Consider the following 13,405-nt stretch of genomic DNA (forward strand, 5'->3'; position numbering starts at 1 on the left):
AAATGAATGCACAAGAAGGCACTTTTTCCACACTGGGGCACACGGATGTGACTATTGGCGACGCCGCCGCGCAAGGGGCGGAGCTGGAACGGCGCATGCGCGACGAGGGCGGCCATGCGGGCGTGGCCGCTTCCTGCCGCCCGATCACGGACATCCTCACGCGCGTGGGCGACAAATGGAGCGTGATGGTGGTGATCTTGCTGGGCAATGGCACCAAGCGCTTCAACGAGATGCGCCGCCTGATCGGCGGCATTTCCCAGCGCATGCTGACGTTGACCCTGCGCGGGCTCGAGCGCGATGGCCTCGTGACGCGCACCGTGTTTCCCACCGTGCCGCCGCGCGTCGATTACACCTTGACGGACCTGGGCCGCTCGCTGCTGATACCCATCAGTGCGCTGGGCGCCTGGGCGCATGGCCACCGCGATGCCATCGATGCGGCGCGGCTGGCGTTCGATGCCAGGGCCGATGCGAACGCGGCGCCAGACCGTCAGGCCAGCTGAATCACGGCCAGCATGTCGTTGCCATCGGCATCCAGGCCTTTTTCCACGAAGCCCATGCTGGCATAGAATTTTTGAGCGTTGGCATTGCCGGGCTTGTAGCAGATTTCAATGCTGCGCGCATCCGGTCGGGCGCGGATTTCCGCCAGCGCCAGGGCGAGTGCGGCCCTCCCATGGCCTTGCCCCTGACGCCGGTGATCGACCATGAAGCGCCAGATCTGGTAGTGGCCGGGAGGATCTTCGGCATCGGGTGAGACGAACATGAGGAAACCGATCACCTCCTCGGCGCAATACACGGCGCGCGTATGCATGGTGGCGGGGTAAAAGCTGGCCTGCGCGATGGAATAGTCGTTGCTGGCCAGATAGTCGCGCTGCTGGGGCAGCAGGGGCAGTTCGCTGATGATGTCGAAATTGTCGGCCGTGACGGCGCGCAGGCTGATGGTCATGTTCAAAGGCAATGAAAAGGCAGGGCGTACGAGTATGCGGAAAACTTACTCAAAAGGCAATGCTGTTCCACCGCCCGCGCCAGGCAGCGGTGGAACAATAATGGCATGGCCGCCATCGGCATTTACCGGGCTGCCACAGCCTCCGTCCCCGCCTGCGGCGCCTGCCAGCCGCCGCCCAGCGCCCGGTAGGTGGCGACGGCAGCGCGCGCCGACGCCGTTTGCACCTGTTCACGCGCGTCCGCCGCGCGCAGCAGCCGGGAGTCGGCCTGCAGCACGTCAAAGCGGCTGACCGCGCCTTTCTCGTAGGCGGCCAGCGAGGCGGCGCGGGCGCGCTCTAGCGATTCCACGCTTTGCGCCAGTAAAGTAGCTTGCTCTTCGTGGCGCAGCAGGGCCGAGCCGGCGTTTTCCACGTCTTCGGCGGCGTGCAGCGCCGCGAGCCGGTAGGCCGCCAGCAGTTCGGCTTCCTGGCCACGGGAAGCTTCGATCTGCGCGTCGATGCGGCCGAAATCGAACAGGCGCCAGCGCAGGCCCAGCATGCCGGCGGCCTGGCCGGAGCCGCTGCCGAACAGGGCGCCGCCGGCCGTGGCGCTGCCAAACAGCGCGCCCAGGCTCAGTTTCGGGTAATACTCGGCGACGGCCGCGCCGGTGCGCGCGCTGGCGGCGGCCAGGCGCCGTTCGGCGGCGATCAGGTCGGGCCGGCGCCGCAGCAGTTCGCCCGGCGAGCCGCCGGCCGTGATGCGCGGCGCGCGCGCCATCACGCCGGCGGCTGCCATGTCATCGCCATAAGTGCCTGGCGCCGCGCCCAGCATGACGTCGAGCGCATGCAGCGCCACTTCGCGTGCCGTGTCCAGGCCGGGTACGACGGCGCGCGCCTGCGCCAGCGACGCTTCGGCCTGCCGCAGCGCCGGCTCGTTCGCCAACCCCTTGTCATATAACAGCGTGGCCAGTTCCAGCAGCGCCGCGTCCGTGCCGACCTGCCGGCGCGCCAGGTCGAGCCGCACCTGCAGCCCCTGGATCGTCAGGTACAGGTCGGCCGTTTGCGCCGCCACGGCCAGCCGCGTGGCGGCCCATCCCGCTTCGCTCGCTGCGTAATCGGCGCGCGCCGCTTCGCGTTCGCGGCGCAGGCCGCCGAACAGGTCGAGTTCCCACGATGCTTGCAGGTTCAATTCGCGCGCGCTGCCGGCGCGTTCATAGCCTGGCGTGGCGTTCAAGACCTGGCCCAGCGGCGTTTGCACGGACTGGTAGGCGCGCGCCGCCTGGCCGCCAAGGCTGGCCGACGGCAGCAGCGCGGCGTCGGCCGCACCGATGGCCGCCCGCGCCTGGCTGACCCTGGCCTGCGCTTGCGCCAGGTCGAGGTTTTGCGCGAGCGCCACCGTCACCAGGCGGGTCAGGCGCGGGTCGCCGAAGGCCGTCCACCACTGCCGCAGTTCGGCAGAGTCAGCGTCCTGGCGCGCGCCGAGCGCCGCCTGGTGCAGGTATTGCGCCGCTTGCGGCAGCTCGGGCCGGTGGTGATCGTTGCCGACGGTGCAGCCGGTGGCGGCCAGGCCGGCAGCGATCAGCAGAAAGGGGAGGCGCAGGCGTGGCAGTGGCATGGTGGTCTTCCAGTTCAAAAGAGAATAATGTGTGACTATAATACAGTTTGGTCACTTATTGTGCATTCCGGCGCGGCGCGTTAAGCTGTCGCCATGAATTCCACCACACCCGACACACCCAGCCCAGCACGCGGCCCCGCCGGCCACGACGTGCGCGACCAGATCGTTGCCGCCGCCACCGATTACTTCAGCCGCTACGGCTATGAAAAGACGACCGTCTCCGACCTGGCCAGGGCAATCGGCTTTTCCAAGGCCTATATCTACAAATTCTTCGAATCGAAGCAAGCGATCGGCGAGCATATCTGCGGCAACTGCCTGCACCAGATCGAGACCGAGGTGAAGGCGGCTGTCGCGGCGGCCGGGCGGCCGCCAGAGCAGCTGCGGCGCATGTTCAAGGCCAGCGTCGAGGCCAGCTTGCGGCTGTTTTTCCAGGACCGCAAGCTGTACGACATCGCCGCTTCGGCCGCCACCGAGCGCTGGCCGGCCGTGCAGGCCTACGAGCTGGCGATGGGGGCCTTGCTGCAGGATATCTTGCAGCAGGGGCGCAAGACGGGCGACTTCGAACGCAAGACGCCGCTCGACGAAACGGCCAGCGCGATCTACCTGGTGATGCGCCCCTATGTCAATCCCTTGCTGCTGCAACACAGCGTCGACAGCAGCGAAACGGCCGTGGTGCAGCTGTCCAGTCTGGTGTTGCGCAGTTTGTCGCCATAGCCGCTTCAATGATAAGTGACGATTGACTTAATTGGTCACTAGTACCAGAATGAGGGCTCTGATCACTCATTCATGGAATTCCTATGCGCTGGCCCCGCCTCGCTTCATCTGTTGTCATTTCCACTTTACCCCTGGTGTTGAGCGCCTGCGCCGACAAGGCGCAGGCCGATCCGCGCACGGCCACGCCGCTGGTGCGTGCCGTCACGGTGCAGGGCGCCGAAGCGGGCACGCGCAGCTTCACGGGCGTGGTCGCGCCGCGCGTGCAGAGCGATCTCGGTTTTCGCGTGGCCGGCAAGGTGCGCGAACGGCTGGTCGACGCTGGCCAGGCCGTGCGCCGTGGCCAGCCATTGATGCGCCTCGACGCCGACGACTTGCAACTGCTGGCGCAGGCGCGCCACGAAACAGTCGTCGCCGACCGCGCCCGCGCGCGCCAGGCGGCGGATGAAGAAGCGCGCTACCGCGACTTGCGCGGCACGGGCGCCATCTCGGCATCCAGCTACGACCAGGTAAAGGCGGCGGCTGACGCGGCCGCCGCCCAGCTCAAGGCGTCCGAAGCCCAGGCCGGGGTGGCGCGCAATGCGCTGCAGTACGCGGTGCTGCTGGCCGACGCCGACGGCGTCGTGATGGATACCCTGGCCGAACCGGGCCAGGTGGTCGCGGCCGGGCAGGTGGTGGTGCGCCTGGCCCATGACGGCCGGCGCGAAGCGGCGATCCAGCTGCCGGAAACCTTGCGTCCCGCGCTCGGCTCCACGGGCCAGGCCACCTTGTTCGGCCGTCCGGGCGCCGGCGTACCGGCCACCTTGCGCCAGCTGTCGCAGACGGCGGACCGGCAAACGCGCACCTTCGAGGCGCGCTATGTGCTCGACGCGGCGCTGTCAAGCGCGCCGTTGGGCGCCACCGTCACCTTGCGCCTGCCCGGCGCGCAAGCTGGCGCCACCAGCGTGCAAGTACCGCTGGCGGCCCTGCATGACGCGGGCAAGGGGCAGGGCGTGTGGGTGATCGGCGGCGCGCCGTCGCAGGTCAGTTGGCGGCCCGTCAGGTTGCTGCGGCTGCACGAGGATGGCGCCGACGTGAATGGCCTGAAGGCGGGCGAACGCATCGTCGCGCTGGGCGCCCATCTGCTGCGCCAGGGCGAGCAGGTCAGGGTCGAACAGGCGCCAGTGGCCGCCGCCGCGGGAGCGCGTCCATGAGCGCGGCCGGCTTCAACCTGTCCGCGCTGGCCGTGCGCGAGCGATCCGTCACCCTGTTCCTGATCTGTCTCATTTCGCTGGCTGGTCTGCTGTCGTTCTTCAAGCTGGGGCGCGCGGAAGACCCGGCGTTCACGGTCAAGGTGATGACCATCGTCACCGCCTGGCCAGGCGCCAGCGCGCGCGAAATGCAGGACCAGGTGGCCGAGAAGATCGAAAAGCGCCTGCAGGAGCTGCGCTGGTACGAACGGGCCGAGACCTATACCACGCCGGGCCTGGCCTTCACGACACTGACCCTGCTCGACGGCACGCCGCCCGACCAGGTGCAGGCCGAGTTTTACCAGGCGCGCAAGAAGGCCGGCGACGAGGCGGCCAATTTGCCGGCCGGCGTGATCGGCCCCATGATCAATGACGAATACGCCGACGTCACCTTTGCCCTGTATGCGCTGAAAGCCAAGGGCGAGCCGCAGCGCCTGCTGGTGCGCGAGGCGGAAACCCTGCGCCAGCGGCTGCTGCACGTGCCGGGGGTGAAAAAGGTCAATATCATCGGCGAGCAGGCCGAACGCATCTACGTGGAGTTTTCGCAGGAGCGCCTGGCCACCCTGGGCGTGCGGGCGCAGGACGTGTTCGCCGCGCTGAACGGCCAGAATGCCTTGAGCCCGGCCGGCTCGGTCGAGACGCGCGGGCCGCAGGTATTCATCCGCCTCGACGGCGCGCTCGACGCGTTGCAAAAGATCCGCGATACACCTGTGGCGTCACAGGGGCGCACCCTGGCCCTGTCCGATATCGCCACCGTGCGCCGTGGCCAGGAAGATCCGGCCAGTTTCATGGTGCGCAATGGCGGCGAGCCGGCGCTGCTGCTGGGCGTGGTCATGCGCGACGGCTGGAACGGGCTGGATCTGGGCAAGGCGCTGGACGGGGAAGTGACGGCCATCGGCGCCGCCATGCCGCTGGGCATGAGCCTGGTCAAGGTTACCGACCAGGCCGTCAATATCGGCGCGGCTGTCGACGAATTCATGCTCAAGTTCCTCGCCGCGCTGCTGGTGGTGATGCTGGTGTGCTTTGTCAGCATGGGCTGGCGGGTCGGCATCGTGGTGGCCGCCGCCGTGCCGCTGACGTTGGCCGTGGTGTTCATCGTGATGGCGGCGACGGGCAAGAACTTCGACCGCATCACCTTGGGTTCATTGATCCTGGGCCTGGGCCTGCTGGTGGACGACGCGATCATTGCCATCGAAATGATGGTCGTGAAAATGGAAGAGGGCTACAGCCGCATCGCCGCCTCCGCCTATGCCTGGAGCCACACGGCCGCGCCCATGCTGGCCGGCACCCTGGTCACGGCCGTCGGCTTCATGCCGAACGGCTTTGCCCGCTCCAGCGCCGGCGAATACACGAGCAATATGTTCTGGATCGTCGGCATCGCCCTGATCGCCTCGTGGGTGGTGGCGGTGGTGTTCACTCCCTACCTGGGCGTGAAGCTGCTGCCTGAACTCAAACACGTCGCTGGCGGCCATGACGCGCTGTACGATACGCCGCGCTACCACCGTTTTCGCCGGCTGCTGGGGCGCGTGATCGCCCGCAAATGGCTGGTGTTCTGCACCGTGATCGGCCTGTTCGTGCTGGCCGTGCTGGGCATGGCCATCGTCAAGAAGCAGTTTTTTCCCATCTCGGACCGCCCTGAAGTGCTGATCGAAGTGCAGCTGCCCTACGGCAGCGCGATCGGGCAGACCAGCGGCGCGGCGGCCAAGGTGGAAGCGTGGCTGGCGCGCCAACCCGAGGCGAAGATCGTCACGGCCTATGTCGGCCAGGGCGCGCCGCGCTTTTACCTGGCGATGGGGCCAGAATTGCCCGACCCGTCGTTTGCCAAGATCGTCGTGCGCACCGACAGCCAGCAGGCGCGCGACGCCCTGAAGCAGCGTTTGCGCGTGGCGGTGGCCGCCGGGCTGGCGCCCGAGGCCAGGGTGCGCGTCACGCAACTGGTGTTCGGCCCGTATTCGCCGTTTCCCGTCGCCTACCGGGTCAGCGGCCCCGATCCCGAGGTGTTGCGCGGCATCGCCGGCCAGGTGCAAGCCGTGATGCAGGCCAGCCCCTTGATGCGCACCGTCAATACCGACTGGGGCACGCGTATGCCGACCCTGCATTTCAGCCTGCAGCAGGAGCGCTTGCAGGCGATGGGCCTGACGTCGGCCGCGGTGGCGCAGCAACTGCAGTTCCTGCTCAGCGGCGTGCCTGTCACGGCCGTGCGCGAAGATATCCGCACGGTGCAGGTGGTGGCGCGCGCGGCCGGCGACGTGCGGCTGGACCCGGCGCGCATCGCCGACCTGACCCTGGCCGGCGCGAATGGCGAGCGCATCGCGCTGTCGCAGGTTGGCAGCGTCGAGGTGCGCTCGGAAGAACCGGTGATGCGCCGGCGCGACCGCCAGCCGACGATTACCGTACGCGGCGACATCGCCGACGGCATGCAGCCGCCCGACGTCTCGGGCGCCATCACGGCGCAGCTGCAAACGGTCATCGACAAGCTGCCGGCCGGCTACCGCATCGAGCAGGCCGGCTCCATCGAGGAATCGGCCAAGGCCACGCAAGCCATGCTGCCGCTGTTCCCCATCATGCTGGCATTGACCTTGCTGATGATCATCCTGCAGGTACGTTCGATCTCGGCGATGGTGATGGTGTTCCTGACCAGCCCATTGGGCCTGATCGGCGTGGTGCCTACCTTGCTGCTGTTCCAGCAGCCGTTCGGCATCAATGCGCTGGTCGGCCTGATCGCGCTGTCGGGCATTTTGATGCGCAATACCCTGATCCTGATCGGCCAGATCCACCAGAACGAGGCGGCCGGCCTGGCGCCGTTCGACGCCGTGGTGGAAGCGACCGTGCAGCGCGCGCGTCCCGTGATCCTCACGGCGCTGGCGGCCATTCTGGCGTTTATCCCGCTGACCCATTCGGTATTCTGGGGTACTTTGGCCTATACCCTGATCGGCGGCACGTTTGCCGGCACGGTGCTGACCTTGGTGTTCTTGCCCGCCATGTATGCGATATGGTTCCGGATACGGGGGCAGGCAACGGTGGCGGAGATTGAAAACAGCGGGCCGGAGACGCGGGCCTGAGAAAATGCCGAGGGCGGCGTTGCAGCTTCCTTGCCGTACTTGCGTACTGTCTGCGTCGCTGCGCCTTGCCCTCGGCATTTTTCAGGCTCGCTTGACCCGGGGAGCCTGGGTTTTGGACTTGGGCCGTTTCGTGGTTTGCCGGTTTGCTTGTTTCTTATTTCTTGTTTCTTGTTTCTTGTTGCTTGTTGTTTGTCTCTTTCTCTAGGCGCCAGTTGCATCCTGCCGGTAGCGCGCCGGCGGCAGTTCGAACTGGTTCTTGAAGAAGCGGGTGAACGCGCTTTGCGAGGAAAAGCCCAGGCGGTCGCCGATTTCCGCCACGCTCAGGCTTGTTTCGCGCAGCAAACGGCGCGATTCGCGGCTCTTGGCGCGCAGTTCCAGTGCGCGGAACGAGGTCTGCTCCTGTTGCAGCTGGCGCTGCAGGGTCCAGCGGTTCATCGCCAGGCCGTCGCACAGGGCCGGCAGCAGCGAGGCGCTATCGGCGTCGCCCGCGCCTTGCCGGCCCAGCAGATCGATGATGGCTTGCTCCACGCGGGCCGAAAACAGCTGCGCCCCCTGCAGCTGCTGCAATTGCCCCTGCGCATGCCGCAGCGCGTGCGGCGCCAGCATGGCGTTGAACTGGGCGAAGGGTCGGTCCAGCGCCGGTGCGTCGAACGTCAATGTATTGCGCGCCTGGCCAAAAGTGGCGGCGGCGCCGAAGCACTCGGAAATGGCCGGCGCGAACCATGGCGCCTTGCCCTGGAAGCCGGCACGGAAGGCGGTGGGCGCGCCATCGTCGTAGGCGCGCGCCACCAGCGACAGCATGCGGAAATTGGCCAGCGCCTGCATGGCGCCGCCCGACGGGCAGAACTCGGACAGGTATTCGATCTCGATGCGCGTACCATTTTCGCTCATCAGCATGAAATCGAATTCGCCGATCAATCCCCGCAAGTGCAGCAGCTCGTGCAGCGCGCTGCGCAGGGTGGGGCGGTTGAAGCAGACGTGGGCGATGCCCGAGTAATGCGCGAACCAGTGCGTTACGTCGAGGTCGAGCAAGCCGCGGTGCTGCGGCAGTTGTTGGGCGTAGGCCGTCATGCGGCGGTGCCGCTCGGCGTTGATGCGGCCGCCCGGTTCGTCCAGCTGCGCCGGCGTGATGCCCGTGCGCTGAAAAAACTCGGCGGGATCGTGGCCATCGGCCTGCATGGCGCGCGCGCATTGCTGCGCGATCCGGTTCGAAACCGTACGCGTGTCGGGTTTGTGCAAGGCTGTCTCCTGCTTATCCTGCTTGTTGTAGTAATTTTTCACAAATATTAGCACTTTGTAGGAGATTGTTGGTTGTTGTGCCATCTAACCAAAAATTGTTCTCGCGGGTATAAAACGCGTGCTGCGCGGTCAAGAAACTCACGCATTCTCACGCTATATTGTTTTCGGCCGGCCTTGCTGCCGCGCCTTGATACCTACAAAAACAGTCTTGGAGATAATGATGAATTGCACTTTGAAACCGATGGCCCGCATGGTCGCCGGCTGCGTCGCCACGCTTGCCCTGGCCGCCTGCGGCAATAACGGCAGCGTGGAATACAAGCAGCCCGTGTTCGGCACCACCACCTACAGCCAGATCCAGGTCGACGGCTATGCCTTCAAGGATATGAACCGCAACGGCAAGATCGAGCCGTATGAAGACTGGCGCTTGCCGGCCGAGGTGCGCGCCGACGATCTGCTGTCGCACATGAGCCTCGATGAAAAAGCGGGGCTGATGATGCACGGTACGGCGCCCACCGTGGCCGATCCCACCGGCATCGGCCAGGGCGGCGCGTATGATTTGACGGCCCTGCAAGATCTGATCGTCAAGCAGTACGTCAACACCTTCATCACGCGCATGGCGGGCGACACGGCCAACATGGCGACCCAGTACAACAAGGTGCAAGCGCTGAGCGAAACATCGCGCCACGGCATCCCGGTGTCCATCAGCACGGACCCGCGCCACCATTTCCAGTACACGGTGGGCGCCAGCGCCGGCACCAAGGGCTTCTCGCAATGGCCTGAAACCCTGGGCCTGGCCGCCATCGGCGACGATGCGCTGGTGCGCCGCTTCGGCGACATCGCGCGCCAGGAATACCTGGCCGTCGGCATCACGCAGGCCCTGTCGCCGCAGGCTGACCTGGCCACCGAGCCGCGCTGGTCGCGCATCAACGGCACTTTTGGCGAAGACGCGGACCTGGCCAAGCGCATGGTGCAGTACTATATCGAGGGCTTCCAGGACGGGAACACGGGCCTGCATGACGGCAGCGTGGTGGCCGTCGTCAAGCACTGGGTCGGCTACGGCGCCACGAAAGAGGGTTACGACGGCCACAATTACTATGGCCGCTACATGACCTATCCGGGCAACAACTTCGCCTACCACGTGAAACCGTTCGAAGGCGCCTTCACGGCCAAGGCGGCTTCCGTCATGCCGACCTATGCTCTGCCGGACGGCAATATCACGATCGACGGCATCACCCTGGAACAGGTGGCGGCCGGCTTCAGCAAGACCATGCTGACGGATCTGCTGCGCGGCAAATACGGTTTTGAAGGCGTGATCCTGTCCGACTGGGGCATCACCTCCGACTGCGACGCCAACTGCCGCAACGGCACGGCGCCTGGCGTCGCGCCTTCCTTCATGGGCTTTGGCACGCCGTGGGGCATGGAAGACGCCACCAAGGCCGAGCGCTACGTGAAGGCCGTGACGGCGGGGATGGACCAGTTTGGCGGCGTGACGGAAGCGCCGTACCTGACGCAAGCCGTGCAGCGCGGCCAACTGACGGAAGCGCGCATCAACGCGTCGGCGCGCCGTATCCTGATCCAGAAATTCAAGCAGGGCCTGTTCGAGCATCCGTTCGTCGATGCGGCCAAGGCGGCCACCACGGTGGGCAAGGCGGACTTCATCGAGGCTGGCCTGGACGCGCAGCGCCGCTCGCTGGTCTTGCTGGAAAACAAGGACAAGGTCTTGCCGCTGGCGGCCACCGTCAAGAAGGTCTACCTGTACGGCATCGATGCGGCCGTGGCCAAGCAGTATGGCTACACGGTGGTCGCCACGCCGCAGGAAGCGGACGTGGCCCTGCTGCGCGTGGCCGCGCCGTATGAAATCCTGCACCCGAACTACATCTTCGGCAGCATGCAGCATGAAGGGCGCCTGAACTATGTCGACGGCGACGCTGACTACGAGGCGATCAAGAACGCGGCAAAATTCGCGCCGAAGACGGTGGTCACCGTGTACCTGGACCGCCCGGCCATCCTCGGCAACGTGCAGGACAAGGCCAGCGCCATCGTCGCCAACTTCGGCGTGAGCGACGGCGCGCTGTTCGATGTCCTGACGGGCAAGGCCAAGCCGCAAGGCAAGCTGCCGTTCGAGCTGCCATCGTCGATGGCCGAAGTGCAGGTGCAGAAATCGGACGTTCCGTATGACACGGCGCATCCGCTGTACAAGTTCGGTTACGGCTTGGGCTACTAAACGCCGTTCAACGTACGGTAATCCAGCTGCGCTCTTGCATGGAGCGCCGCGCCGCGGCTATCAGCCGGTCCACCTCGTAGCCGTCGCGGAAGGTGGGCCAGACCGGCTGGCCGCTGGCGATGGCCTGCAGAAAGTCGCGCGCTTCAATGACGATTTGCTCGTTGTAGCCGGTGCCGTGCCCGGCGCCCTGGCTGAACGCCAGGTAGTCGGGGTGGGCGGGGCCCATCAGCAGGCGCTGGAAACCCTGGCGCTGCGCGGGGCGGCCGGCGTCGTACAGCCATAGTGCATTCTGGTCTTCCTGGTCGAAGGCGAGCGCGCCTTTCGTCCCCGTGATGCGGTAGGTGTAACCCATCTTGCGCCCGGCCGCCACGCGGCTGAAGGTCAGGGCGCCCAGCGCGCCGCTGGCAAAGCGCAGCATCACATTTCCCTGGTCGTCATTCTCCACCGCTTCCATGCCAGCCGGCCCTTGCCGCTGCGCGTGCACGGTGTTCATGTCCGCCACCAGCGAGTCGACGGGGCCGCCCAGGCGCAGGGCCAGGTTGAGCAGGTGCGAGCCCACGTCGGCCAGCGCACCTGCCCTGGTGGCCGTCGCTTCGCGCGTGCGCCACGAGGCAGGCGTGCGCGGGTCGTGCAGATAGTCTTCCACATGTTCGGCGGCGACGTGGATGATCTCGCCGATTTCGCCCGATTCGATGATCTGCCGCGCCAGCTGGCTGGCCGGCGTGCGGATGTAGTTATAGCCGACCATGTTGGCCACGCCCGCCGCTTCCGCCGCCTGCGCCAGCAGCAGGGATTCGGCGGCCGTCATGCCCAGCGGTTTTTCGCAAAACACGGGTTTGCCCAGGGCCAGCGCGGCCAGCACGATGTCCTTGTGCGTGGCCGGCGGCGTGGCGACGATGATGGCGTCGATGGCGCGATCATTGACCAGCGCGCGCCAGTCGCCCGTAGAGCGGTTCCAGCCCAGTTCCTGCGCGCTGCGGGCGGCGCCTTCCGCGCTGCTGGTGCTGATGCACTCGCATACGGGGTTCAAGGCTGTGTGAAAAATGCTGCGCACGGCCTTGTAGGCGATGGTGTGCGCCTTGCCCATGTAGCCAGCGCCGATCAGGCCGATGTTGATGTCTTGCATAGGGAGTCTCCGAGGTTGTCGCGGTAGGGGATTCAGGCTTGCTGGCGCCAGGCATGGCTGTCCAGGGCGTCGAGGAAGCGGGCGGCGGGCCAGTCCTGTGCCAGCGCTTCGTGCATGAGCTGCTGCTGCGTGGGCGGCGCCATGCCGGCTATGGGCTGGTCGCGATCGAGGTTGCTGGGGAAAGCATAGCCCTCGGCGCAGGCGGCAATCGCGTGGCCGATGCCGTCGCCGGACAGGGCACCCTGGTCGCGCAGCGCCTGCAGTGCCGGATACAGCGCGGCGCTCATGGCGCGGCGGTCCAGCGCTTCCATGGCGCGCCCGAACGGCGACGACACTTGCAGCAAATTCGCCATGCGGCGGATGTCGGACGAACGGTTATGGCCCGCCGCATGGAACAGGGCGGGATTGAAGAAGACGGCGTCGCCCTGGGAGAGCGGCAGTTGCACGCAATGCCGGGCGAAATAATCGCGGAAGGGCGGTTGCTGCCAGGCGAGGAAACCGGCCTGGTAGCGCTGCGAATACGGCAGGTACAGGGTGGGACCGGATTCGACCGGCATGTTGCAGTGGGCGACGGCACCCTGCAAGGTCAATAAGGCCGACATCTGGTGCACGGGAGCGGGATAGGCGGCGCAACTGGCGGCGCTCTGGAAGCCCAGGTGATAGTCGCGGTGCGGCGCCTGGGCGGCGGCGCCCGGGTTGACGACGTTGACTTGTGCCGTCATCTGGTAGGCGGGGCCCAGCCACGCCTCGGCGATCCACGCAAACACGGGATTGGCGTAGTAGCGCGCGAACGCTTCGGGCGCGCGCAGACACAGTTTTTGCTGGGCGTTCCAGATGCGCTCGTTCGCGCCCGGTTTGGCGAAATGGTCGCCGCCCGCCTGGCCGCTCGCGTGCTGTTCGGCGATCAGCGCGCGAAACACGCCGCTGGCCTGTTCCAGCGTCGCCGTGTCGTCGACGGCGCGCCGGAACACGATGACGCCTGGGCCATCCATCAGCGCCTTGCCCCATTCTGCCTGCAGCGCGCGCAGCGACGCGGTACTGGCGGCCAGAGTGCGCACCTGGTCGCAGTCGTAGACGAGGATATTGTCTTCCACCGCAGCGGCGTGGGGATAGTCGGCCAGCACCGTGCATTGGCTGACAGTGTGGATGAAATCATCGAGCTGGCAGTCTTGCGGCGACAGCCAGAAGGGGGCGGGCGGCGCGGCGTCTTGGGTGGTCATGCGGTGTCTCCTGAGTTTTACGTTGTAGAATCAGTATAGGGATGAAAATCCGCATTTTT

Annotated in this window: 10 protein-coding genes; 5 read left to right on the forward strand and 5 right to left on the reverse strand. The window is 66.4% G+C overall.

Going from position 1 to position 13,405, the window contains the following annotated elements; translation table 11 throughout:
• Positions 1-95 precede the first annotated feature (95 nt).
• The gene (locus tag V3C40_RS02630; RefSeq protein ID WP_331776850.1) at positions 96-500 is read left to right on the forward strand and encodes a winged helix-turn-helix transcriptional regulator; all 405 of its coding nucleotides are present in this window, start codon (positions 96-98) and stop codon (positions 498-500) included.
• On the opposite strand, the gene V3C40_RS02635 is transcribed toward V3C40_RS02630, so the two are convergent.
• Positions 488-943 (reverse strand): GNAT family N-acetyltransferase, encoded by a 456-nt coding sequence (locus tag V3C40_RS02635; protein WP_331776413.1) that lies wholly within the window; start codon positions 941-943, stop codon positions 488-490. The two genes, V3C40_RS02630 and V3C40_RS02635, sit on opposite strands and share 13 nt — an antisense overlap.
• 122 nt (positions 944-1,065) lie before the next feature.
• Positions 1,066-2,535 (reverse strand): efflux transporter outer membrane subunit, encoded by a 1,470-nt coding sequence (locus V3C40_RS02640; protein WP_331776414.1) that lies wholly within the window; start codon positions 2,533-2,535, stop codon positions 1,066-1,068.
• A gap of 93 nt (positions 2,536-2,628) precedes the next feature.
• Here V3C40_RS02640 and V3C40_RS02645 point away from each other — a divergent pair, with 93 nt between their 5' ends.
• The 3 genes from V3C40_RS02645 (at position 2,629) to V3C40_RS02655 (ending at position 7,537) form a co-directional block, all read left to right on the forward strand.
• The gene (locus V3C40_RS02645; protein WP_331776415.1) at positions 2,629-3,249 is read left to right on the forward strand and encodes a TetR/AcrR family transcriptional regulator; all 621 of its coding nucleotides are present in this window, start codon (positions 2,629-2,631) and stop codon (positions 3,247-3,249) included.
• 83 nt (positions 3,250-3,332) lie between these two features.
• Entirely contained in the window at positions 3,333-4,439 is a 1,107-nt protein-coding gene (locus V3C40_RS02650; protein ID WP_331776416.1) for an efflux RND transporter periplasmic adaptor subunit, read from the forward strand.
• Positions 4,436-7,537, forward strand: a complete 3,102-nt coding sequence (locus V3C40_RS02655) for an efflux RND transporter permease subunit (RefSeq protein WP_331776417.1) — start codon at positions 4,436-4,438, stop codon at positions 7,535-7,537. Before V3C40_RS02650 ends, V3C40_RS02655 begins: the two co-directional genes overlap by 4 nt.
• A 201-nt stretch (positions 7,538-7,738) precedes the next feature.
• Here V3C40_RS02655 and V3C40_RS02660 read toward each other — a convergent pair whose 3' ends face one another.
• A complete protein-coding gene (locus tag V3C40_RS02660) occupies positions 7,739-8,776 on the reverse strand; it encodes a helix-turn-helix transcriptional regulator (protein WP_219328745.1) in 1,038 nt (345 codons plus the stop codon).
• 217 nt (positions 8,777-8,993) lie between these two features.
• On the opposite strand from V3C40_RS02660, the gene V3C40_RS02665 reads away from it, so the two are divergent.
• Positions 8,994-11,000 (forward strand): glycoside hydrolase family 3 protein, encoded by a 2,007-nt coding sequence (locus V3C40_RS02665; RefSeq protein WP_331776418.1) that lies wholly within the window; start codon positions 8,994-8,996, stop codon positions 10,998-11,000.
• 7 nt (positions 11,001-11,007) lie between these two features.
• Here the strand turns inward: V3C40_RS02665 and V3C40_RS02670 are convergent, their stop codons facing one another.
• Positions 11,008-12,126 (reverse strand): Gfo/Idh/MocA family protein, encoded by a 1,119-nt coding sequence (locus tag V3C40_RS02670; RefSeq protein ID WP_331776419.1) that lies wholly within the window; start codon positions 12,124-12,126, stop codon positions 11,008-11,010.
• A 32-nt stretch (positions 12,127-12,158) separates the two neighbouring features.
• Entirely contained in the window at positions 12,159-13,346 is a 1,188-nt protein-coding gene (locus V3C40_RS02675; protein WP_331776420.1) for a phytanoyl-CoA dioxygenase family protein, read from the reverse strand.
• Between the last annotated feature and the right edge of the window lie 59 nt (positions 13,347-13,405).

It is taken from the genome of Janthinobacterium sp. LS2A, assembly GCF_036543145.1.
Classification (GTDB): Bacteria; Pseudomonadota; Gammaproteobacteria; order Burkholderiales; family Burkholderiaceae_D; genus Janthinobacterium; species Janthinobacterium aestuarii.

Bases quoted from the DNA above. Each gene is read 5' to 3' on its own strand.
- V3C40_RS02650 (WP_331776416.1), top strand. From the start codon at position 3,333: ATGCGCTGGCCCCGCCTCGCTTCATCTGTTGTCATTTCCACTTTACCC.
- V3C40_RS02645 (WP_331776415.1), top strand. From the start codon at position 2,629: ATGAATTCCACCACACCCGACACACCCAGCCCAGCACGCGGCCCCGCC.
- V3C40_RS02655 (WP_331776417.1), top strand. From the start codon at position 4,436: ATGAGCGCGGCCGGCTTCAACCTGTCCGCGCTGGCCGTGCGCGAGCGA.
- V3C40_RS02665 (WP_331776418.1), top strand. From the start codon at position 8,994: ATGATGAATTGCACTTTGAAACCGATGGCCCGCATGGTCGCCGGCTGC.
- V3C40_RS02670 (WP_331776419.1), bottom strand. From the start codon at position 12,126: ATGCAAGACATCAACATCGGCCTGATCGGCGCTGGCTACATGGGCAAG.
- V3C40_RS02635 (WP_331776413.1), bottom strand. From the start codon at position 943: ATGACCATCAGCCTGCGCGCCGTCACGGCCGACAATTTCGACATCATC.
- V3C40_RS02675 (WP_331776420.1), bottom strand. From the start codon at position 13,346: ATGACCACCCAAGACGCCGCGCCGCCCGCCCCCTTCTGGCTGTCGCCG.
- V3C40_RS02640 (WP_331776414.1), bottom strand. From the start codon at position 2,535: ATGCCACTGCCACGCCTGCGCCTCCCCTTTCTGCTGATCGCTGCCGGC.
- V3C40_RS02630 (WP_331776850.1), top strand. From the start codon at position 96: ATGCGCGACGAGGGCGGCCATGCGGGCGTGGCCGCTTCCTGCCGCCCG.